The organism is Chryseobacterium sp. AG363 (assembly GCF_003610675.1).
Lineage (GTDB): Bacteria > Bacteroidota > Bacteroidia > Flavobacteriales > Weeksellaceae > Chryseobacterium > Chryseobacterium cucumeris.
This window is the reverse complement of record NZ_RAQF01000004.1, coordinates 325,342-347,663: the sequence shown is the minus strand read 5'-3', so window position 1 is coordinate 347,663 and position 22,322 is coordinate 325,342. Positions and strand designations below refer to the sequence as shown.

Here is a 22,322-nt window from a genome sequence, read left to right as displayed (position 1 = left end):
TATGATCAATACTGCTAAATTTTTCTGGGAAGTTCTGAAAGACACATTCACTGAATGGAACAATTCTACTGCATCAAAAGATTCAGCAAGTCTTGCGTATTATGCCATCTTTTCTATCCCGGGATTATTGATCATTATTATCTGGGTTCTTGGAAATTTCTTTGGGGAAGAAGCCATTCGTGGGCAAATCAGTAGCCAGATCAGTGGTATTATGGGACCGGATGTAGCGAAAAGCATTGAAGGTATGCTCGCTGGTGCTCTTATTGATAAAAAGAATATTTTTATGAAGGCGGTTGGAGTCGGATCATTGGTTTTCGGTTCTACTACGCTCTTCTTTCAGCTTCAGCATTCATTAAATACACTTTGGGAAGTAGAAGCTGCACCCAAAAAAGCATTACTCAAATTTTTACTGGACAGAGCCAATTCTTTAGGGATGATTCTTATCCTGGGATTTCTTCTGATGATTACCATGATTTTATCTTCTCTGATCAGTCTGTTTAATACGATTATCACCCAATATTTTGGCTTTGAAACCTATATGTTGGTAGAAACCGTGAATTTCGCTGTAGGCTTTGGACTTGTCATGCTCTTATTTGCTTTAATGTTTAAAGTTCTGCCTGATGTTTTGGTCAGCTGGAAACCGGTATGGAAAGGAGCTTTTCTAACTACTGTTTTATTTACCCTTGGAAAATTTTTATTAAGTCTTTATTTCAATCAGGTAAAACCTACTTCAGCCTTTGGTGCTGCCGGAACAGTTATTCTGATTATGATGTGGATCAATTATTCCTGTATGCTAATATTCTTCGGCGCAGAATTTACTAAAGTATATACTTACAAAAAGGGATATAAAGTAGTTCTTTCCAAACATGCACGTTGGACTCCTGCTAAGTTGTATGCGGATAGTTTGAAACAGATGCACGGTGAAAGTAATGATAAAAAGTAGATTCGGGTTGCGGGCTTCGAGATTTTTGAGATATTCCTGATACGTGATTATTGATATAAAAAAACCTCCTGGAAAAATTCAGGAGGCTTTCTATTTTTACATTCTGTTTACGGTTCCGATTCCCAGCAATTCTAACGATTTTTTGATCGTCTTTGCTGTGATATCTGAAATATTCAAACGGAATTGTTTTACATTTTCATCTTCCTGATTCAGGATTGGATTATTCTGATAGAAAGAGTTGTATGCTTTCACAAGGTCATAAACATAGTTGGCAACTAAAGCAGGACTTAATGTTTCCGCTGATTTAGCCACTACAGTTTTAAAGTTGGTCAACTGCATAATCAATTCTTTTTCAGATTGATTCAATTCAATATCAGCAGTTTCGGACTGTAAAGCACCTGCTTTTGACAATAATGACTGAATACGTGCATAGGTATACTGAATAAACGGACCTGTATTTCCATTGAAATCAATACTTTCTGCAGGGTTGAAAAGCATTTTTTTCTTAGGATCTACTTTAAGCATGAAATATTTTAATGCTCCCAGTCCTACCGTTTCATAAGATACTTCTTTATCTTCTTCTGAAAGGTTTTCTAGTTTTCCTAATTCCTGAGCTTTAGATTTTGCTGTTTCATACATTTCCTGCATCAGGTCGTCTGCATCTACTACAGTTCCTTCACGGGATTTCATTTTACCTTCAGGCAATTCAACCATTCCGTAAGAAAGGTGGAACAACTGATCTGCCCATTCATATCCTAATTTTTTCAGGATTTTAAATAAAACCTGAAAATGATAATCCTGTTCGTTTCCTACAGTATAGATCAGTTTCTGAATATCATTTTGCTTAAAACGCTCAACTGCCGTTCCAAGATCCTGAGTCATATAGACTGAAGTACCGTCTGAACGAAGTAACAGCTTCTGATCAAGCCCTTCATCTGTAAGGTCACACCAAACAGAACCGTCTTCTTTCTGATACAGAACGCCTTTATCCAACCCAGCCTGAATAAGATCTTTTCCTAAAATATAAGTATTGCTTTCATACTGAACCTGGTCAAAGTCAACACCTAATCTCTTATACGTTTCATTGAATCCTTTGTAAACCCATGAGTTCATTTCTGCCCAAAGTGCTCTTACTGTTTCATCTCCATTTTCCCAATCCAACAGCATCTTCTGAGCTTCCTTCATTACCGGAGCGTCCTTTTTAGCCTGCTCTTCTCCTACCCCTTGTTCTACAAGCTCTGCAATTTCTTTTTTATAGTTTTTGTCAAATTCTACATAGTAGTTTCCAACAAATTTGTCTCCTTTTGTATTGGTAGTTTCAGGAGTTTCTCCTTTCCCGAATTTCTCCCAAGCCAGCATAGACTTACAGATATGAATACCTCTATCATTGATGATCTGAGTTTTGATTACATCATATCCAGCTTCTTTTAAAATTTGAGCAACTGAGAATCCTAATAAATTATTTCTTATATGTCCCAAGTGCAATGGTTTGTTGGTATTCGGTGAAGAATATTCTACCATTACCGTAGCATTTTTCTTTTCTATAGTGGAGAAATTCTTGCTTACAGATCTGAAGTTATCCACAAACAATTGATTTTTCACCTTCACATTAAGGAAGCCTTTTACTACGTTAAAGCTTTCAAAAAGATCCGTTTCTGTCAAAGCTTCACCCAATTCAACCCCAATGCTTTCAGGGTTTTTCTTCAATTGTTTTACCAACGGAAAGGTAACAATGGTAAAATCACCCTCAAATTCCGTTTTATTTTCCTGAACTTCCAGCTTGATGTCTTTTAACTGATATACATTTAAAATAACCTCCGAAAGTTTTTGTTCTATAATATCTTTAATATTCATGTGTTCATACTTATTTTTTCAAAGGCCACATGCGATAGCCCGTATTTCATTTCAAAATTTTGAAGTACAAATATACGGAAATTAAAAAACCGCCCGAAGGCGGTATAATATGAATGTTGTTAATACGTTTTAATTCTTATCCCAGAAAAGTTTTACAGTTTGTTTATCACCCCCTATTGCAGTTGCCGCTTCCGCAACATTTGTACTATTAATAGAATATTCTTTAATAGGGTATAGAACTCTAACTGGAGGAAGAGGTGAATAGGCCATATTATCAAGTCTTCTGTTAAAAGTCCAAGCTTCAAATCCTCTGTTATACATTGCTATCCAAGCTTCATTTCCAATAATTTTTTTCCATGGCTGACCGCTAGCCGATTGGACAGAATAATTATGTGTAGCTAAATAAGCTGTTTTATCCACAGTATTTACTTTCCAATGATCCATTGATGCAGCAATACCTTGATCAAAATGCATAGCTGCTGTTCCCACCGCATATCCTCTAGCAGCCGCTTCAGCTAATAAAAATTTGATTTCAACATAATCAGTTAAATATCCTAAGCCATCTGCTACAGATATTGACGGGTTTATCAGTGATAAAGTTTGGGCTGCAGTTGGATTTAATCCAAATACCCCTCCAACATATTGTCCTGCATTATCACCACTAGCTGCAGTAGTGAAATATTTACCTATGCGCGGGTCATTATTATTTTTCAGATAAGTAATAATTGTATTTGTAGCACAAAAATCTACTCGCCCTGAAAGCACTAGGTCTTCATATAGAGGAGATGTAAATACTCCTGTAGGCTGGTATTTGATTATAGCACTGTCATCATTAGAAGCAAAAACTCCAGAGTTATAAGCAGATTCAACTGTACTCTTAGAAAGTGCAGCATCTACGTCGGCTAAATTCATTCCTAATTTTAGCTTTATAGAATTCATCAACTTTTTCCATTTAACAATATCGCCACCATATATAATATCATCAGAGCCAAATCCTGCGGATGAAGTATTAAGAGCACTAATATCCGCATTAATTCTTGCTAAGAGATCCAAGTAAATTGTTTTAGCATCATCATATTTTGGTGATAGATATTCATCTACTTTTAATGATTGAGAATAGGGGATGTTTCCATAGCTATCAACTAATATCTGATAGAAATACACCTGCATAGCATCTACCATAGCTAACCTGTTTTTTTTCACATTAGCATCTACTGGCTCATTAGCTATTATAATTTTAGAGGTATTTAAAGAATTTAATGCATAATATAACTGATTCCAATGAGCATCTGCAACATCTCTCCTTCTAAAGTTCATTCTTGTACCTTCTCTATAAGTTACATCAGCTAATTGCTGAGTCAAATGTCTGAAAACACTTCTATTAACATTTAAGGTATTCATTTGATTCATCCCAGTAACAACTCCGGAAGAAAATAAGTATCCACTAGGTGGATTGTCTATTGGAGCTTTTGGGTTAACATTCAAAGACTCTAGATCGCCGTCGCAAGAAGTTAACATCAATAAAGCACTTCCAAGTATTAAAAATATCTTTTTCATAATTTCTATTAAAATTTAGCCGTAAAATTAAATCCAAACGTTCTTACAGTTGGCATTGCTCCCACCGAGTAACCTCTCGACAGTAAACCTGCTCTCAATCCAGACTCTGGATCAGCATATGGTAAATTTTTATGGATAATCCATAAGTTTCTTCCTATGATAGAGAATTTCATATCATTAATGAATGTTCTATCATACCATTTTTTAGGAAGATTAAATGTTAAAGAAGCTTCTCTTAACTTAATAAATGATGCATCATAAACAAATGCTTTTGCCGGCATTACAGAAATTCCTCCCATAAGCTCGCCTGTATCTGCTATTGGAATTGGAGTTGTATTAGGTGTTCCATTAGGATTCACTCCCGCTAATACTATATTATTTCTGTCAGGGAAAGCTGTTTCAGGATAAATTCCTGTACCCATTCCATAATAAAGGTCGGTAGAGAAAATATCTCCTCCTTTTTGTCCATCTATTAAGAAACTTAAGCTAACTCCTTTGTATGTAAATGTATTTCTTATACCTCCGATCCAATCAGGATTGATATTACCAATAACCTGATCTTCTTTTCTTGCATATACACCATCTTCTACAACAGGTTGCCCATTAACATATACATAATCAGTCCCTTTAATAATTCCAAAAGGCTGTCCTACATATGCATTATAAGTAACCTCTCCTTGTACCTGCTGTAATAATAAGTTATCTAATCCTTCAGTTAGCTTTAATACACTACTCTTGTTTTTAGACCAGTTAATATTAATATCCCAGCTAAAATTGTCAGATTTGAATGGAGTCGCGTTAAGGGCAACTTCAATACCTTTATTCTGGATTTCTCCAGCATTAATCCATTTTGATGCATAACCGGTAGATGTAGAAACATCAGCTCTTACAATCTGATCTGTAGTACGAGTATCATAATAAGCAACGTCAAAGCCAATTCTATTTTTAAAGAAATTTGCTTCTACACCTACTTCAAATTCGTTAGAAGATTCAGGTTTAAGATCACGGTTATTCTTAACAGTACTGTTACTAACCATAGGAATTTTTCCAAAAATACCTAGGATTCTGTATTGGTCCTGTAATCTGTAATTATCTGTAGATTTTCCTACTTTGGCAAAGTTTCCTCTTAATTTTAAGAAAGAAAGCCAGTCCTGATTAATTAGATTAGATAAAATAATTGATGCAGAAACAGAAGGATAACCATATACATTGTTATTTTGTCCAAGATTTGAAGATTTGTCAACTCTATATGACCCTTCAATAAAATAGGTGTCTTTATATCCTAAGGCAGCCTGGATATAAGCTCCCATTGTAACACTTTTTGCTAAATCTTCCTGAGTAGGCAATGGAGCTTCTGCCGTATTATTTAAAGCCCATACATTGGGTAATATTAGCCCTCCTTCAGTTGAGTTACGCACTCCTTCCATACTATTTCTTCTATAGCTCGCACCTAACAATCCATTTAAACTTAACTCATTTTCAAATTTTTTGTTATAAGCTCCATATAAATCAAAATTTAATTCAGAAGATCTAAGATTTTCAAGCTCATAACCGGATGAAACGGATTTTCCTGAAAGTCCAAATGATTCTGGCATACTTCCTAACTGCTTTCTTGTTTGATTCTTTTGATCATAAGAATCAGAAGAAGCTCTACCGGTAATAGTAAGGTTTGGATTTACTTTATAGTTTAACAATACATATCCAAAGAATCGGGTTCTATCATCTGTTTGGTAGTTTTCATAACGGTCAAAATATGGGTTGTTCCAATATTTCGGATTACCATCATTTGCACTGGTTCTGTTCCATGTTATATTTCTTCCAGAATTACGATAAGCGTCCCTTAGTGAATAAACATCCACGTTATTCTGCCACCATTGTCTAAATCCAGTAATGATATTATCTCCATATCCAGTAGAGTTTCTACCTTTTGTATTTTGAATCGTTAAGGATGTATAGGCAGTAACATCAAACTTATCATTAAATTTATGATTAAATTTTGCAGAAATTGTATTCTTCTTTTGTTCTGAATTAGGTAATACACCATTTGAAAGGAAATTGGTGTAGTTAACTAAAATATTAGAATCGTTACTACCGGATTCCAAACTTACAGTATTCACATAGTTTGTTGCTGTTTCAAAAAAAGATGCAGGGGTATGCTTTGCTGCCGTCCATGAATATGCTTTTCCAAAGTTAGGTGAATTAGGATCGTATGAATCCCACTGGTAAACCATTAATTTCGGATCAAACGGCATCCCTATTGACGCATCATCATAAAAAGGTGCATATAAGTTTCCGGCATCATCTTCATCAAAATATTGCCCATAACCAGCTCCATATTTATCCTGATATTTTGCAAATGTAGTTTTATCAATAGTACCTACCTGTATTTCAGAAGATAAAGTAACACCTACTCTACCTTGTTTTGAACGACCTTTTTTGGTAGTAATCAATAATACCCCATTTCCAGCTCTTTCACCATAAAGGGCAGACGCCGCTGCACCTTTCAGAACATTTATACTTTCGATATCAGCCTGATTTATATCCGATAGGTTATTCCCATAATCATATCTGTCACTATAATTATTCCTATTATCCAACGGTACTCCGTCAACAACAATCAGCGCCTGGTTATTAGAGACAATTGACTTATTCCCTCTGATAACGATGTTAGCGGACCCTCCAAAGTTTGTTGTTGTTGAAATATTAAGACCTGCAGCTTTACCAACCAACTGGTTCGCAATATTACCAGTATTTACTCCTTCAGTAATAGCATCTGCCTTAATTTGTTGTGTGGAATACCCCAAAGATTTTTTTTCTCTTTTAATCCCAAGTGCAGTTACCACCACACCTTCAATCTCCTTTGTCTGAGTAGCTGTATCATTTTTCTTCTGCTGTGCATTTACAATCGCAACGGAAGAAGATAATACAACAACAAGAAGACTCATTGTTATTTTCTTCATATCAAATTAATTTTGTACGCTACAAATTTGTAAAACTTTCTTAATAACACAAAGAAAAAAACAAAAAAATTGTCAATATTTCAATATTAAACAAAAAAAACAGACAAAAAAATACTATTTTTTGTTAAAAAAAACATTTTTAACAAAAATAAAACATTGAGATATTATATTTTTTTAAGAAATATTAACAATAATAAATATTTATATTATCTATAAAAAAATTCACATAAAAAACATCAATCAAATAATTATCAATAAGTTACATAGCATAAAAAAGTTAAAAAAAAAAAAAAAAGTCAAAATACAATGCAATACATAGAATATTTCCTGCCACAAAACCAGAATAAATCATCCAGAAATTGAGAAAATAACATATTTAATTACCAGAATCCGAATAGAAATAAATAATAACTGAAATAATGATAATTATAAATCGCATAAAATACTTTCCTCTAAAATTTATATTTTTGCAGTATAGATACAATTCATGGAGCTAATAAAAAACTGGTCAAATCTTTATATTGAGGCCGGATGTGATGAAGTAGGAAGAGGATGTTTAAGTGGTCCGGTGGTAGCTGCAGCGGTAATTTTAGATGATGATTTCAAACAAAACCTGGTGAATGATTCCAAAAAATTAACGTTCAAAACGCGTATGGAACTGGATAGTTACATCAAAGATAATGTGAAAAACTATGCTATTGCAGAATTACCACCTTCCTTTATTGACGAACATAATATTCTTAATGCAAGTATTCATGCAATGCACCGTGCTTTGGATCAACTGACAATAACTCCTGAGCTTATTTTGGTGGATGGAAATAAATTTCATCCTTATAACTACATCCCGCATCAATGCATTATCAAAGGAGACTCCAAGGTTTTATCTATTGCTGCAGCCTCTATTCTTGCCAAAAATTATAGAGACAAGTTGATGATTCAACTTCATCAAGAACATCCTGAATATGGTTGGGACACCAATTTTGGCTATGCCACAAAAAAACATCAGGAAGCGCTTATTAAACATGGACCGACCCGATATCACAGACAGTCTTTCAGACTGAAATATGATTAAAAGTAAATGATTTTTCAATTATTAAATTTTCATCCACTGATTGAGAATTTAAAACTATTCTAAATAAATTTCAAATAAAAAAAAGAGAAGCAATTATTAAAATTGCTTCTCTTTTTTAGCTTATAGTTTAAGAATTATTTCTTCTTATTTCTTTGTTGTTCCTGAGCTTTTTGCTGCTCCTGAGCCTTCTCCATCATTTCTCTCATTCTCTTCTGGAATTTGCCTTCTGCTTTCGGTTTTTCCTTATTAGACTGAATCTGGGCATGGATTTTCTTTTCATCCAGGATCAAATATTTAATAACAAGGATGATTAGAATGTTAATCGCATTCGATACAAAATAATACCATGAAAGTCCTGAAGCCGAAGTATTAAGGAAGAACAGGAATGTAATCGGGAAGATATACATTAATACCTTCATGTTTGGCATTCCTTCCTGCTGAGGCTGCTGCATATTTCCTGAAGTCATAACAGTATAGATTAAAATAACAACTGTACAGGCTAAAGCGAAAATACTTAAGTGGTCTCCAAGGAAAGGAACTTTAAACGGAAGCTTGATCAAATCATCATACGCTGTCAAATCTTTGGCAAACCAGAACCCTTGGCCTCTAAGATCAATAAAGTTCGGGAAGAAACGGAACAAAGCATAGAAGATAGGAATCTGAACTAATGCCGGTAAACATCCAGCCATCTGATTCACTCCGGCTTTTCTGTACACTTCCATTGTGGCCTGCTGTTTCTTCATTGGATCTGCATCCTTAAATTTGGCATTCACTTCGTCAATTTCCGGACGGATCACCTTCATCATTGCACTAAGCTTGTGCTGCTTATACATAATTGGTGAAAGGATCAGTTTCACAATGATCGTCATTACAAAAATTACCCAACCTGCTGATAATCCCCATGCAGCAATAATGCTATATAACCACATGAAGAAATAACGGTTCATTGCTCCGATAAACGACCAGCCTAAAGGAAGAATTTCATCAAAATTCTTATCGTAAGATTTAAGCAATGGCAAATCCAATGGCATAAAATACCATGTGAAATCCTGGTTCAGCTCACTTCCAGTCATCTGAACGAAACCTTCATAGTTGAATTTCTTCAAATACTCTCCTTCTTCAACATTTTCCTGGTTTCCTTTACTTTGGGTAAATCCGTTTTTAGCTTCGATTACTGAAGAGAAAAACTGCTGCTTTACACCAATCCAGTTAAGGGTTTCTTTTTCTTCTTCCATTGTGGTTCTCCCATCATAATCATAATCTTTATAATTATTGAAAGCATAAGAAAATTCTGAGTGAGACTGCTCCTGAGCTCTACCTTTTTCCAGATTTCTTACATTATAATCCCAGATAAAATCTGCTTTATTATCAGAAGTAATTTTAGAAAGCCCCTGAGTTCTTACTTTAAAATCCAGAGTATATTTGGGTAATAGCGTGTAAATGAATTGAATGACAGCACCATTGTAATCTGCAGTTAAGGTTACCGCATTTCCATTAACAGCTGGTGAGAAAACTAAATCTTTAGTATTAACGATTTTTCCTGTTTTATCTTTAAACTGAAAACCGTAGTTTGAGTTATTCTTAGTGATCAGATAAAGCGGCTGATCTGCATTGTCTGTTTTGTGGTTGTAGGCTTTATAATTTAAAAGTTCTACTTTGGAAACCTGTCCTCCTAAGCTTGAAAATTCAAGTTTTAATTCGTTATTTCCAAGACTTGCTGTCTGGATTGCATTAGGAGTTACATTTGGATTGATATTGCTTGCCTGAGTTTGCTTTACGGCATTTTTTGCCTGTTCCGTTTTCTGCTCCTGAGCTTTCAACTCCGCTTCTTTTGTTTGTTTGTTCTGGAAATAGAACATAAAACCGAAGAGAACAAGGCATAAAACCGCGAAACTAATCATTTGCTTCTTATCGATTCCGTTGTTTTGTTGCATTTTATTTTATATTAAAATTTTAAATTTAAAATGTACGTACGGGTGTACATAATTTGAGCTGACAAAAATACTGTTTTTTTATCAAAACTCTATGCTTTACGTTGTTACTATATAATAAACTCAAGCTGAGAATAATCAGCCTGAGTTTATGGGTAGACGTTTATGATAAAATTTTACCTTATTTCTTTTCGCAAGCTTTGATGAAAGCTCTGAATAGCGGATGCGGTGTTGCTACCGTACTCTTATATTCCGGGTGATACTGAACTCCCACATAGAATGGATGATCAGGTAGTTCCAGCGCTTCTACCAAACCTGTTTCAGGGTTGGTACCTGTAGCAAGGAAACCATTCTTTTCAAATTCCTGAAGATAATCACTATTGAATTCATAACGGTGACGGTGTCTTTCAGAGATATTTTTGTTTCCGTAGATATCGTATAATTTAGAACCGTTTTTCAATGAGCACTTCCATGCTCCAAGACGCATTGTTCCTCCTTTATCTACTACATTTTTCTGTTCTTCCATCAAAGAAATTACAGGATCAGGAGTAGCGGTATCAAATTCCATAGAGTTTGCTTTGGTATGTCCTAAAACATTTCTTGCAAATTCAATCGTCATAATCTGCATTCCTAAACAGATTCCCAACATTGGAATTTTATTTTCTCTTGCATATTTTGCAGTAAGAACTTTTCCTTCAATTCCTCTGTCTCCAAAACCTGGAGCTACAAGAATACCATTCACACCTTTCAGTGTATCTTTGATATTTTCTTCCGTAATATCTCCACTGTATACCCATCTTACTTTTACTTCAGTTTCAAGGTCAGCACCTGCATGTTTGAATGCTTCAGCAATAGAGATATAAGAATCCTGAAGGGAAACATATTTTCCAACCAATGCAATTTCAACAGTTTTCTTAGGATTCTGGAATTTTTTAAGGAAACTCTTCCAGTCTTTAAGATCAGCATCTTTATCACTTTTCAGATCCAGCTCTTTCAGAACTACATCATCGAAATTCTGCTTCTGAAGATACATTGGAACTTCATAAATCGTTTCAAGATCTTTACATTCGATAACGTTATCTAAAGGAACGTTACAGAACTGAGCTAATTTTGCTCTCTGATCTTTAGGAATTTTATGTTCTGTTCTACAAACCAAAACATCAGCCATAATTCCGCTTTCCATCAACTGACGAACGGAATGCTGGGATGGTTTTGTTTTCAATTCTCCACTTGAAGCCAGGTAAGGCAGTAAAGTAAGGTGAATCACCATAGAATTGCTCTCTCCCAATTCCCACTTCAACTGACGAACAGTTTCAATGTATGGCAAAGATTCGATATCCCCTACAGTTCCTCCGATCTCAGTAATAATGATATCGTAGTTCTGTTTTGAAAGGATTTTAATTCTACGTTTGATTTCGTTAGTAATATGAGGAATTACCTGAACTGTTTTTCCAAGGAAGTCTCCTTTTCTTTCTTTTTCAATTACAGTCTGGTAAATTTTTCCTGTAGTAACGTTATTGTTTTGGGATGTAGGAGCATCAAGGTAACGCTCATAGTGGCCTAAATCCAGATCCGTCTCTGCACCATCTTCAGTCACATAACACTCTCCGTGCTCATAAGGATTCAAAGTTCCTGGGTCGATATTGATATAAGGATCTAATTTTTGGATCGTTACATTAAAGCCGCGTGATTTTAGTAGAAGTCCCAGAGAAGCAGAAACGATTCCCTTTCCCAAAGATGAAGTTACACCTCCTGTCACAAAGATGTACTTTGTATTCTTTTTACTCATTAGATTAGGTTTGTGCAAAGTTAGGGGAAAAAGAAATACAAAGCAATCTTTTACATTTTGAAAATGATAAAACATCCCTCAAACAACTATAAAACCAGATAAAAATTTTTATTAAGATTGATATAAACAAATGAAACAAAGCTATAACCAAAAGGATTTTCATCTATCAGCAAAAAAGGTTTTCCACTCACATGGAAAACCTTTTATATTTTATACGTTGAAATATTATTGCTTTACAAGCTCAAAATAAGCAGTTACCTCAACATCTTTCGCGATACCTGCTCCTGATGGGTCATATTTGATTCCATAATCCAGACGGTTTACTGTAAATTTTGTCTGAATTCCCATGACCTCTTTTCCATCTTTATTTTTTGTAATCCCACCCAATGTAACCGGAGCAGTGATTTCTTTCTCTACTCCCTTCATGGTTAGTTTCCCTTTAACGATATAGTTATTGTTTTTATCTTTTGTAACGGAAGAGCTCTTAAATTCAATCGTAGGGTATTTGGCAACATCGAAAAACTCTTCGCTGATAAGATGTCTGTCCCTCATATCCACTCCGGTATTAATACTAGGAACACTGATAGAAAAGTTTAAATCAGCATTATCCAGATTAGCACCACCAGTGGCTGCTTTTCCGTCAAATTTATCAAACCTTCCCTGTACAAAACTAATCCCCATATGCTTGATACTAAAGTTAACCGATGAATGCATCTGGTCTACCTGCCAGGTTCCCTGTGCAAAAGCTACAACACTTAACAGCACAAACACGAAAGATAAAAATACTTTTTTCATTGTAATGATATTTTACATTAATATTTTAATTGAATCAGGCTAAGATATGAAAGATATTTCTATCGCAGACGTATTAGTTTTTTTATATTAAACCCATTTACATTCTGAAAAAAAAATGCTTTTTTATAACTTCGCAGTATGGCAAAACTGAAAACAGCATATTTCTGTCAAAACTGCGGAACCCAGTATCCTCAATGGCTGGGACAATGTAAAAACTGTGGAGAATGGAACACTTTAGTAGAAGAGGTTGTAGAGAAACCTTCTCATAAAACTCCTCCCTTTTCAAAAACGAAACAACATGTTATCAATATTGTTGAAGTAGAAACCAGCGAAGAACCTAGGATAAAAACCCCTTCTGAAGAACTGAACCGTGTTTTAGGAGGCGGCATCGTTTTGGGGTCTGTAACTTTGATTGGTGGCGAACCGGGCATCGGAAAATCTACCCTTCTGCTTCAGCTTGCTTTGAAAATGAAGAAAAAAGTTTTCTATGTTTCTGGTGAAGAAAGTGCTTCTCAGATCAAAATGAGAGCAGACAGACTTACGGATATTCAAAATCCGAACTGTTTCCTTTTCACAGAAACATCATTGGAAAAAATTCTTCATGAGGCAAAAAAACTGGAGCCGGATTTCATGATCATTGATTCCATTCAAACGCTGCAGTCTCAATTGATAGAAAGTTCCCCGGGAACCGTATCCCAAATCCGGGAATGCTCCAATGAGATCATCAAATATGCCAAAGAAAACAATACGCCTGTCTTTCTTGTAGGACATATTACCAAAGACGGCCAAATTGCCGGACCAAAAGTACTGGAGCACATGGTAGATGTTGTTCTGAATTTTGATGGAGACCGAAATCATCTGTTCAGATTATTGAGAGCTAATAAAAACCGTTTTGGTTCTACCTCCGAAATTGGAATTTATGAAATGATTTCTCAGGGATTAAAAGAAATTAAAAACCCTTCGGAAATACTGATTACCAAGAAGTTTGAGGAACTTTCAGGGAACTCCGTTGCGGTAACTCTGGAAGGAAACAGACCTATGCTTCTTGAAATACAGGCATTGGTAAGTACTGCCGTTTATGGTACTCCTCAAAGAAGCAGCACCGGTTTTGATTCCAAAAGGCTGAATATGCTTTTGGCCGTACTGGAAAAAAGAGCTGGTTTTCAATTGGGAGCAAAAGACGTCTTCCTGAATATTACCGGAGGAATAAAAACAGATGATCCGGCACTGGATCTGGCGGTCATTGCTTCTGTTCTTTCTTCCAATGAAGATATTGCTATTTCTGAACATTACTGTTTTGCCGGAGAAATCGGATTAAGTGGCGAAATCCGTCCGGTAGCACAGATTGAGCAGAGAATTACTGAGGCTGAAAAATTGGGGTATGAGAAAATATTTGTATCCAATCTTAATAAAATCCCGAAAAGAAAATTTGGAATCAAGATTGAAGAAGTGAGTAAAATTGAAGATTTTCATGAGAGACTGTTCTAGAGTGAATGGTCAATTTTGCTTCGCAAGTCAATAGTCAATTAATATCACGATAAAAAATTCACAAGCGAAGCGAATTCACTTTTCACCTTTCACTATCCACATTTAATTCATACCTTTAAATTATGAATTATCTGGCTCATTCTTTTCTTTCTTTTACTGACGGGCAGATCGTGGGGCAATTTCTCGAAGATTTCATCCGCAACAGAGATCGTTTTTCTTTCCCGAAGGAAATTCAGGACGGAATTACCCTGCACAGAGCTATTGATACTTACACTGATTCTCATCCTGCCATTCATGAAGCCAAAAAGGTATTCGCTCCTTTGGTAAGGCTGTATGCAGGTGCGTTTGTAGATGTCTCGATGGATCATTTTGTAGCCAAGGATCTTTCTCTGAATTCTCTTCCGGAATGGAAAGCGCATTCCCTTAAAGTTTATCGTGTTTTAAATGCCTATGAACAATGGCTTCCTGAAAATTTCAAAAAGATGCTTGTAAAAATGGAGCATGATGACTGGCTTTATAATTACCGTGAAGACTGGGGAATTAAATTCAGCATTCAGAATGTTTTGAATAAAGCAAAGTACCTCGATAAGGATATTCCCGTTTTTGAAGCTTTTTTAAAGAACAAAGATCATCTTCAGCAGTGTTACGATGATTTTTTTCCTGATCTGCTGGCCCACGCAAAAGGAATTAATATGTTGCTTCAGCTGGAAAATTAATATTCTCAGAACTGTTTATACAGATAGCGGTTAGGATAGGTAAGTTTTTCACTGTTTCTTTGTCCGTTTACAATAATATGAACAATATTGATCTGATCATCAAAAAGATTATACAGAAAACTTACGGCAGTTTCTACTTTTTTAGGAGTAGCTACAGGCTCTGACTCAAGAAAGATATCTACAGATTCCTGATCTTCTTCATAACCGATATAATTTACTTTTAAAAATTTATTATCAGCCTTTAGCCTGAAATATTCTGAACAGTATTTCTGCAGGGCATCATTCAGTTTCGCCTTATATTTTTCGTCATTAAAATGAAAAGCACCTCCATATTTTTTCCCTAGGCCATTTTCCATGTCATCAAGAAAGAATCTTCCGGTTACTTCAAAGGTTCTGGATTTTGAATTATAATTAATTTCAACAGATCCTACGTGATAGGGGTGAAAAGTCCCACGCTCCGTAAAACTTTGAAAAGTCATTGTTAATAATAAAAGAAAACTCCAAAAAAACTTACCTGACATGAATCTTATTTTACAGCAAATATAAAAAAAGCAGCAATTATAAAAACTGCTGCTTTTCATTGAATATCATAGATGAAGATTTATTGCTTCATTACTTTTTTTGTGATTTTTGTGTTATCCTCCAATGTAATGGTAAACAGGTATGTTCCTCTTACAAATTCTGAAACATCAATTCTACCGGAGTTCTTATCTACATTAACGGTTTTAATCAGTTTCCCAGAAACATCATAAACACTTACTGCACCTTTAGAATATCTGCCTAACGACACGTTTACAAAATCTTTTGCAGGATTCGGAGTGATGTTCACTTCTGAATTTATTTTAACATCCGCTGTTCCTAATGTTGTTCCTGTTTTAACAAAATATCCGCCAAAACCAGTCGTCTGAAAACTCACTTCCCAGTATTGGTAGGTATCATTCCAGATAATATCTGCTATATCAGGAGTAATAACTGTGGCGGTTCCTCCAAAAGAAGCTACGGTTCCTGTAGTACTTGTTCCGCTATATTTTTCAATAAGAAGATTGGCTTTGTTAGCAACATCAGTGGGTGAAGTAGGTAATTTCACTCCATTAGTCAGATTATAAGCATCAAAATCACTCTGCTTGAAATATAAAGTTACTTTTCCGGTAGCCGTAGTAGTATTTGCATCTGAATTGATTTCATATCTTCTTGCAACATAATTTGGCTGTGCATTATCTACCCATACTTTTGAGGTTACATTTCCTGTTACTGTACTGGCTGTTTCTTTTTCTAGCCTTGAGATAAGCTGGCAGGAATTTGTAAAGTAGTTATAGCCATTCGCCACCGTACTGGTTTTCGTCTGGTTAGAAGTTGCTAAATTCTTTACTTCAGCAACATTTTCATAGATTACCGCTCTCATTTTAAGATCAAATGTTCTGGAAGTCCATGTAGTACCGTCAGTAGAAGTTTTAGATCTGCTATTCAGTACAGCATTCTCTGCTTTCATGGCAATTCTTCCTCCTAATCCATTAACAACAATATAAAATTCTTTTCCGGTTACCATCTGTACATTCAAATCTGAAAGATTGATGTAATTCCAGGTATATCTCTGAATATTATTAAGCCATGAAGTAATGGTTTTAGTAGCAATAATATCCCCGGGATTTCCGTTAGCATCTACCTTTCTGATCTGAATATCCACCGGGATATCTGAAGGAATTGAAGATCCTGATACAAATGAGAACCCTCCAAGTTTCCCTGTTAATGTAGGCGTATATCTTACCGCAAGAGCCATATTATCAAAATAATAATTAAATTCTGTATTGGCTACAATGTATGGCTCATCGTAACTTACTGTTTCAAAATTGGATTTCACACATCCTATTTCATCAGTAACAGCTTTATAGATATCCAATTTACCATATCCCCATCTCATATTCGGAACGACACCGGTGGCACCATCCATTCTTGCATTAGCTGTAAGACGGGCTTTCACCTGTGCTGCCGTCAATGAAGGATTAGCCTGCAGTAATAACCCTACTGCTCCAGCTACTCCCGGTGAAGACATACTTGTCCCCTGGTTTTTCACGTAATAATTGGTGCCTGAAATAATGTCTGTTGCTGCGGGAGCAGAATTGCTGGATCTTGATGAAATAACATTCTGGCCTGAACCTGCGATATCCGGCTTTTGAACCCCATCCACTCTTGGTCCCTGTGAACTGAATGAAGAGATAGATTCCTGTGGGGTTGTGGTAGAATAAGCTCCCGTACTATACCAACTTGGTCTTCCCATATAAGAAGCTACCGTGATGGCGTTGGAAGCATTCCCCGGGCTTCCTACAATATATTCATTATCTCCGTTTTGTAAGGTGGTTTGCACTCCCTGACTATACAGCCAGCCGTGGGCTGTGATCTGCTGGGTTCCGTTGTTGGTAATTTCCAATGAATAATTCCCCTGAACATTAGTGGTCCCTGAAGTTCTGGTAATTACCAACTGTACATATCTTTTATTGTTGTCGTTACTCCAATAGTTGTACATGGTTGCGGTAAGACCTCCTCCTAATATAGTATGAGCGGTGTTTGTACTTATATTCTGTGTATACTGCTGTCCGTCCGGAGTGGTTAATTTTGCAGTAACGGGAGTATTGTCATTGGCATACATAATGAATGAGAATACTGAAGCTGCGGAAGTGTTGCTTGCTACGGTAAAGTTATATGTCTGTGCCGCACCGGCTGCAATATCAACTTTTCTGTGAAGATTAGCTCCGTAATCATTACCTGCTGAAATCACAACAACTCTTCCCGCTCCTGAAGTGGTAAAGCTATTAACCGCTACTTCATGGCTTGAAGTTCCATCATGAGCACTACTCTGGCCACCAATACTCATATTGACAACAATAGGTTTATTAAGTGCCGTTGCCACATTTTTAAAATAGGTTAAAGCATTAATGGTATTTGTTGTAGGAAAAGATCCGTTTCCTCCTTTCACAAAAACAATATCTGCATCCGATGAAAATCCTTTATGTCTTTTATCAGTAAAAGCAGAACCATTTCCAGCTGCTGTACCTGAAACATGGGTTCCATGGCCGTTGGTATCATTTTCACGAACAAACCCCGTGGGTGTCCCATCCAGTTCATCTTCGATCTGTGCTTTCGTATATTCTACGCCAGTAGCAAACCCTGCCGGGGCTGTTTCTCCCGCCTGGGCAGTTAAAGTCTGATCCCAAATGGAAACAATTCTGCTCTTGGTCTGATCATCAGATTTTCTGAAATCCGGATGTTTCCAGTCTATTCCACTGTCATAAATTCCTACCAACACTCCTGTTCCATTATAAGCTGTGTTATTGAAAACACCATCCTGCAAAAGACTTGCTCCGGACTGAGCTCGGCTCACATCATTATGAAGTGCATCAAACTCCGGTCCCATTACAGAGGTTACATACGGAAGCTGAGTCAGTCTTTCAATATCTTCAATGGTAACCAAAGCTGTGGAAAAAGCAGGAAATTGGCTTTGTATAAGAAATCCGTCTGCTTTTAATTTTTCAGGCTCTTTAGTATAAACTATACATGAATACATAGTCTGTGCTCCTTTTGAAGTCACCACCAGGTGCTGATCAAGTTTCATATCAGGACGTTCCAGTTCTTTTACAGCTCTTCCGTTAGCAATACTTTCTTTATTTTTCAATAAAAGATCAAACCGGGAATCCAGTTTCTGTACCTGCCCGTAAAAAGCGTAGGAATACAATCCCAAAAAGGCTGCTGTAGCATTTCTAAGAAGCTTCGCTCCTCCACGTGAAATGTTTACATTTGTAAAAAATAATTTTTTGATATCCATATTTCATTTTCAAGCAATACAATTATACAATTTTTATTTAAAACATAAATAATGCAAAATATCAATAAAGATTAAGTGTAAAAATTAAATCAAATAATAAAATTAACAATATTTTAACAATATATTCAAAATATAAAATTTTTTAATCAAAATGCAGGATTTCATTTTTTATTTAAACCTTGGATGGGAACATATTATTTCTCTGGATGCACTGGATCACCAGCTTTTTGTTTTAGCTTTGATAGCTGTGTACTCTTACAGTGACTGGAAAAAAATCCTGATTCTTGTTACCGCATTTACAATCGGGCATTCTATTACCTTAGCTTTAAGCATTCTGGATGTTTTCAGAGTTCCTTCTGACTGGGTGGAGTTTTTAATTCCTTTAACGATTGTTCTTACTTCCATGGATAATATTATCATGAAAAATCAGAAACAGACTTTGATGCGGGCTAATTATTATCTTGCACTGATCTTCGGCCTGGTTCATGGAATGGGATTCGCCAACACAGCAAGAGTAATGATTGCTAAAAGCCAAAGTATTGCGTTACCTCTCCTTGGGTTTAATATTGGTTTGGAGCTTGGCCAGATTGTAATTGTTGCTGCGATTTTAATCATCCTGTTCATTTCACTCAATCTTTTTAAAGTGAATAAAAAAGACTGGATACTCTTTGTTTCTTCCGGAGTATTTGCTTTATCCTTAAAAATGACTTTGGAAAGAATTCCTTTTTAAAAGTTAAATATTCTCATTAATTCAACAGGTAATTACTATCTTTGATCATTAAAAAATCATTTCGGTTATGAAACTAAAAGTTGGTATACTTTCACTTTCTGTATTTGCATATACAGGTTTCACCGCACAAAATATTCAGAATAACCCGGGCAGCAATCACGGCAATAAGTTTGAGCAGCTGGGAACTATTCTGCCAACACCCAACATCTACAGAACAGCTTCAGGAGCTCCCGGTCACGGATACTGGCAGAACAGAGCCGATTACAACATCACTGCTTATCTGGATGAAGATAAAAGAAATCTGAAAGGTTCAGAAACGGTGACTTACTACAATAATTCTCCCGATGAGTTGGATTATATCTGGCTGCAGCTTGATGAAAACGAACACTCAAGCATCAGAAATGCAGGATATGACACTTCATCTGTACTTCGTTCTTCCACTACGGACCAGCAGCTTAAAGTTTCTGAACTTCCTGTAAAAGATAACGGTTATGGTGTAAGTCTTGAAAAAGTAACAGATGCTTCAGGGAATCCATTGAAGTATACGGTGAACAAAACGATGATGCGTATTGATCTTCCAAAAGTTTTGAAAAAGGGAGAGAAATTCGTTTTCAAAGTAGACTGGAACTACAATATCTCTGACAGAATTAAAATGGGAGGCCGAGGAGGTTTTGAAAACTTCCCTGAAGATGGCAATGACCTGTATACTATGGCACAATGGTACCCAAGAATGTGCGTGTATAGTGACTTCCAGGGCTGGCAAAACCACCAGTTTACAGGAAGAGGTGAATTTGCCTTGGTCTTTGGAGACTTTAAGGTTTCCATGAATGTACCTGCCGATCATATTGTTGGCGGAACAGGAGAATGTAAAAATTATGATCAGGTATTAACTTCTGATCAGCTTTCAAGATACAAAAAAGCAGAAAATGCTTCTGAACCTATAGAAATTGTAACGTTAGACGAAGCTAAAAAAGCGGAGAAAAATCATTCGAAACAAAGAAAAACATGGGTTTTCGAAGCGAAAGATGTTCGTGATTTTGCATGGACTTCTTCCAGAAAGTTTGTCTGGGACGGAATGCGTGTAACGATTCCTGAAAACAACAATAAAGTAATGGCTATGAGTTTCTATCCAAAAGAATCTTACGGCCTTTACAGAAAGTTTTCTACAAAAGCGGTAGCTCATACCATTAAAACGTATTCAGAATTTACGATTCCTTATCCATATCCTGTAGCACAATCCGTAGAAGCAGCCAACGGAATGGAATACCCGATGATCTGTTTCAATTTTGGCAGAACCGAAAAAGACGGAACCTATTCTGAAGGAAACAAAAACGGAATGATTGGAGTAATTATTCATGAAGTTGGACACAACTTCTTCCCAATGATCATCAATTCTGACGAAAGACAATGGGCATGGATGGACGAAGGCCTGAATACCTTCACAGAATATCTTACAGAAGAAAAGTGGGATAATAAATTCCCATCCAAAAGAGGACCGGCATGGACGATCGTAGATTATATGAAACTTCCGAAAGATCAGCTGGAACCTATCATGAGCAACTCTGAAAATATTGTTCAGTATGGTCCGAACGCCTATTCAAAACCTGCTACAGGACTGAATATTCTTCGTGAAACAATCATGGGAAGGGAACTTTTCGACAAAGCATTTAAAACCTATGCCAAAAGATGGGCATTCAAGCATCCTGAACCCGCAGATTTATTCCGTACCATGGAAGATGCCAGTGGTGAAGACCTTGACTGGTTCTGGAGAGGCTGGTTCTACGGTACAGATCCTGTAGATATTGCTATTGATAAAGTAACGGTTGCTGTTCCTAATCTTGAGAGTGATCCAAAAGCTGCTGCTGAAGTACAATATCAGGTTGAAAAACCATTGGTAAACAGTTTTGAGGATCTTTCAAAAATCAGAAACAGAGAAGATAAGAATATCAAATTCTATGTAGATGGTGATAAAGATGTTCAGGATTTCTATTACAAATATGACAGAGGTCAGGAAAAGATTGATAATAATAAGCAATACACCATCAAAACAGAATCAGGTCTTCCTTTAGATGCAAAGGATAAAGAGAAATTCAAAAATATTACAGGATATCAGATCGATTTTGTGAATAAAGGCGGTCTGGTAATGCCTATCATTCTTGAATTCACGTTTGAAGACGGATCAAAATTGTATGATAAATCTGCTGCACAAATCTGGAGGCTGAACGAACAAAAAGTTTCCAAGACGTATTATTTTGATAAGAAATTGAAATCTATTCAGCTGGATCCAATGAGAGAAACTGCTGATATTGATACAACCAATAATTTCTGGAGCAGCACCGGAACGGGTACTGAAACTTCAAAATTCCAACTTTTCAAACAAAAACAGGGAAGAGGCTCTGTAAGAGGAGGTTCAACTGGAAAGGTTAATCCAATGCAGGCCGCAGGAAAAAGTTAAAAAAAAGGTTGTAACTTTTAAGTAATACAGCACTACTTCATATTAAAAGGGCAAAGAATACTTCTTATAACCTTTTTAATATGAAGTACTTTTTTGTTTAAACCTTTTTTATCCCAAGTTCATTCATCCATTGAACTACCTTACAATACCAACACCTTTCTTTCGTCTATAAAAAATATAACAACCTGACTTAAAAAGTTTTATATTTGAATCAC

At 36.0% G+C, this 22,322-nt stretch carries 14 protein-coding genes; 6 read left to right on the top strand and 8 right to left on the bottom strand.

The genetic code is table 11. The annotated features are described in order from the left end of the window. Nucleotide 1 precedes the first annotated feature (1 nt). Nucleotides 2-943, top strand: coding sequence for a YihY/virulence factor BrkB family protein (locus DEU39_RS17890; RefSeq protein ID WP_120232850.1), 942 nt, complete (start codon nucleotides 2-4; stop codon nucleotides 941-943). Nucleotides 944-1,039: 96 nt separating this feature from the next. Here DEU39_RS17890 and argS read toward each other — a convergent pair whose 3' ends face one another. The 3 genes from argS to DEU39_RS17875 all read right to left on the bottom strand — a co-directional run bounded on the left by argS (nucleotide 1,040) and on the right by DEU39_RS17875 (nucleotide 7,314). After that, on the bottom strand, nucleotides 1,040-2,797 hold the full coding sequence (gene argS / locus DEU39_RS17885; protein ID WP_062672545.1) for an arginine--tRNA ligase: 1,758 nt from the start codon (nucleotides 2,795-2,797) through the stop codon (nucleotides 1,040-1,042). Nucleotides 2,798-2,926: 129 nt separating this feature from the next. After that, nucleotides 2,927-4,354 carry a SusD/RagB family nutrient-binding outer membrane lipoprotein gene (locus DEU39_RS17880; protein WP_120232849.1) on the bottom strand — a complete coding sequence of 476 codons (1,428 nt, stop codon included), beginning with the start codon at nucleotides 4,352-4,354 and terminating at the stop codon, nucleotides 2,927-2,929. Between the two features lie 8 nt (nucleotides 4,355-4,362). Further along, nucleotides 4,363-7,314, bottom strand: a complete 2,952-nt coding sequence (locus DEU39_RS17875) for a SusC/RagA family TonB-linked outer membrane protein (protein WP_120232848.1) — start codon at nucleotides 7,312-7,314, stop codon at nucleotides 4,363-4,365. A 487-nt stretch (nucleotides 7,315-7,801) separates the two neighbouring features. On the opposite strand from DEU39_RS17875, the gene DEU39_RS17870 reads away from it, so the two are divergent. Next, nucleotides 7,802-8,386 carry a ribonuclease HII gene (locus DEU39_RS17870; RefSeq protein WP_120232847.1) on the top strand — a complete coding sequence of 195 codons (585 nt, stop codon included), beginning with the start codon at nucleotides 7,802-7,804 and terminating at the stop codon, nucleotides 8,384-8,386. Nucleotides 8,387-8,520: 134 nt separating this feature from the next. Here DEU39_RS17870 and yidC read toward each other — a convergent pair whose 3' ends face one another. The 3 genes from yidC to DEU39_RS17855 form a co-directional block, all read right to left on the bottom strand. After that, entirely contained in the window at nucleotides 8,521-10,320 is a 1,800-nt protein-coding gene (gene yidC / locus DEU39_RS17865; RefSeq protein ID WP_062675903.1) for a membrane protein insertase YidC, read from the bottom strand. A 178-nt stretch (nucleotides 10,321-10,498) separates the two neighbouring features. Beyond that, nucleotides 10,499-12,106, bottom strand: coding sequence for a CTP synthase (locus DEU39_RS17860; RefSeq protein WP_110008139.1), 1,608 nt, complete (start codon nucleotides 12,104-12,106; stop codon nucleotides 10,499-10,501). A 225-nt stretch (nucleotides 12,107-12,331) separates the two neighbouring features. Next, complete coding sequence (locus DEU39_RS17855) at nucleotides 12,332-12,901, bottom strand: YceI family protein (protein WP_120232846.1); 570 nt, start codon at nucleotides 12,899-12,901, stop codon at nucleotides 12,332-12,334. A 138-nt stretch (nucleotides 12,902-13,039) separates the two neighbouring features. Between DEU39_RS17855 and radA the strand changes: the two genes are divergently transcribed. Next, a complete protein-coding gene (radA, locus tag DEU39_RS17850) occupies nucleotides 13,040-14,389 on the top strand; it encodes a DNA repair protein RadA (RefSeq protein ID WP_062675900.1) in 1,350 nt (449 codons plus the stop codon). 122 nt (nucleotides 14,390-14,511) lie between these two features. Continuing rightward, on the top strand, nucleotides 14,512-15,105 hold the full coding sequence (locus tag DEU39_RS17845) for an ACP phosphodiesterase (protein WP_120232845.1): 594 nt from the start codon (nucleotides 14,512-14,514) through the stop codon (nucleotides 15,103-15,105). Between the two features lie 5 nt (nucleotides 15,106-15,110). Here the strand turns inward: DEU39_RS17845 and DEU39_RS17840 are convergent, their stop codons facing one another. Together DEU39_RS17840 and DEU39_RS17835 are read right to left on the bottom strand one after the other, a co-directional pair. Continuing rightward, nucleotides 15,111-15,584 (bottom strand): DUF6702 family protein, encoded by a 474-nt coding sequence (locus DEU39_RS17840; protein ID WP_228436832.1) that lies wholly within the window; start codon nucleotides 15,582-15,584, stop codon nucleotides 15,111-15,113. A gap of 122 nt (nucleotides 15,585-15,706) precedes the next feature. Continuing rightward, on the bottom strand, nucleotides 15,707-18,922 hold the full coding sequence (locus DEU39_RS17835) for a S8/S53 family peptidase (RefSeq protein WP_120232844.1): 3,216 nt from the start codon (nucleotides 18,920-18,922) through the stop codon (nucleotides 15,707-15,709). A gap of 151 nt (nucleotides 18,923-19,073) precedes the next feature. Between DEU39_RS17835 and DEU39_RS17830 the strand changes: the two genes are divergently transcribed. Both DEU39_RS17830 and DEU39_RS17825 read left to right on the top strand, forming a co-directional pair. Then, nucleotides 19,074-19,652, top strand: coding sequence for a HupE/UreJ family protein (locus tag DEU39_RS17830; protein WP_120232843.1), 579 nt, complete (start codon nucleotides 19,074-19,076; stop codon nucleotides 19,650-19,652). Nucleotides 19,653-19,719: 67 nt separating this feature from the next. After that, a complete protein-coding gene (locus tag DEU39_RS17825) occupies nucleotides 19,720-22,107 on the top strand; it encodes a M1 family metallopeptidase (protein ID WP_120232842.1) in 2,388 nt (795 codons plus the stop codon). Nucleotides 22,108-22,322: the final 215 nt, after the last annotated feature.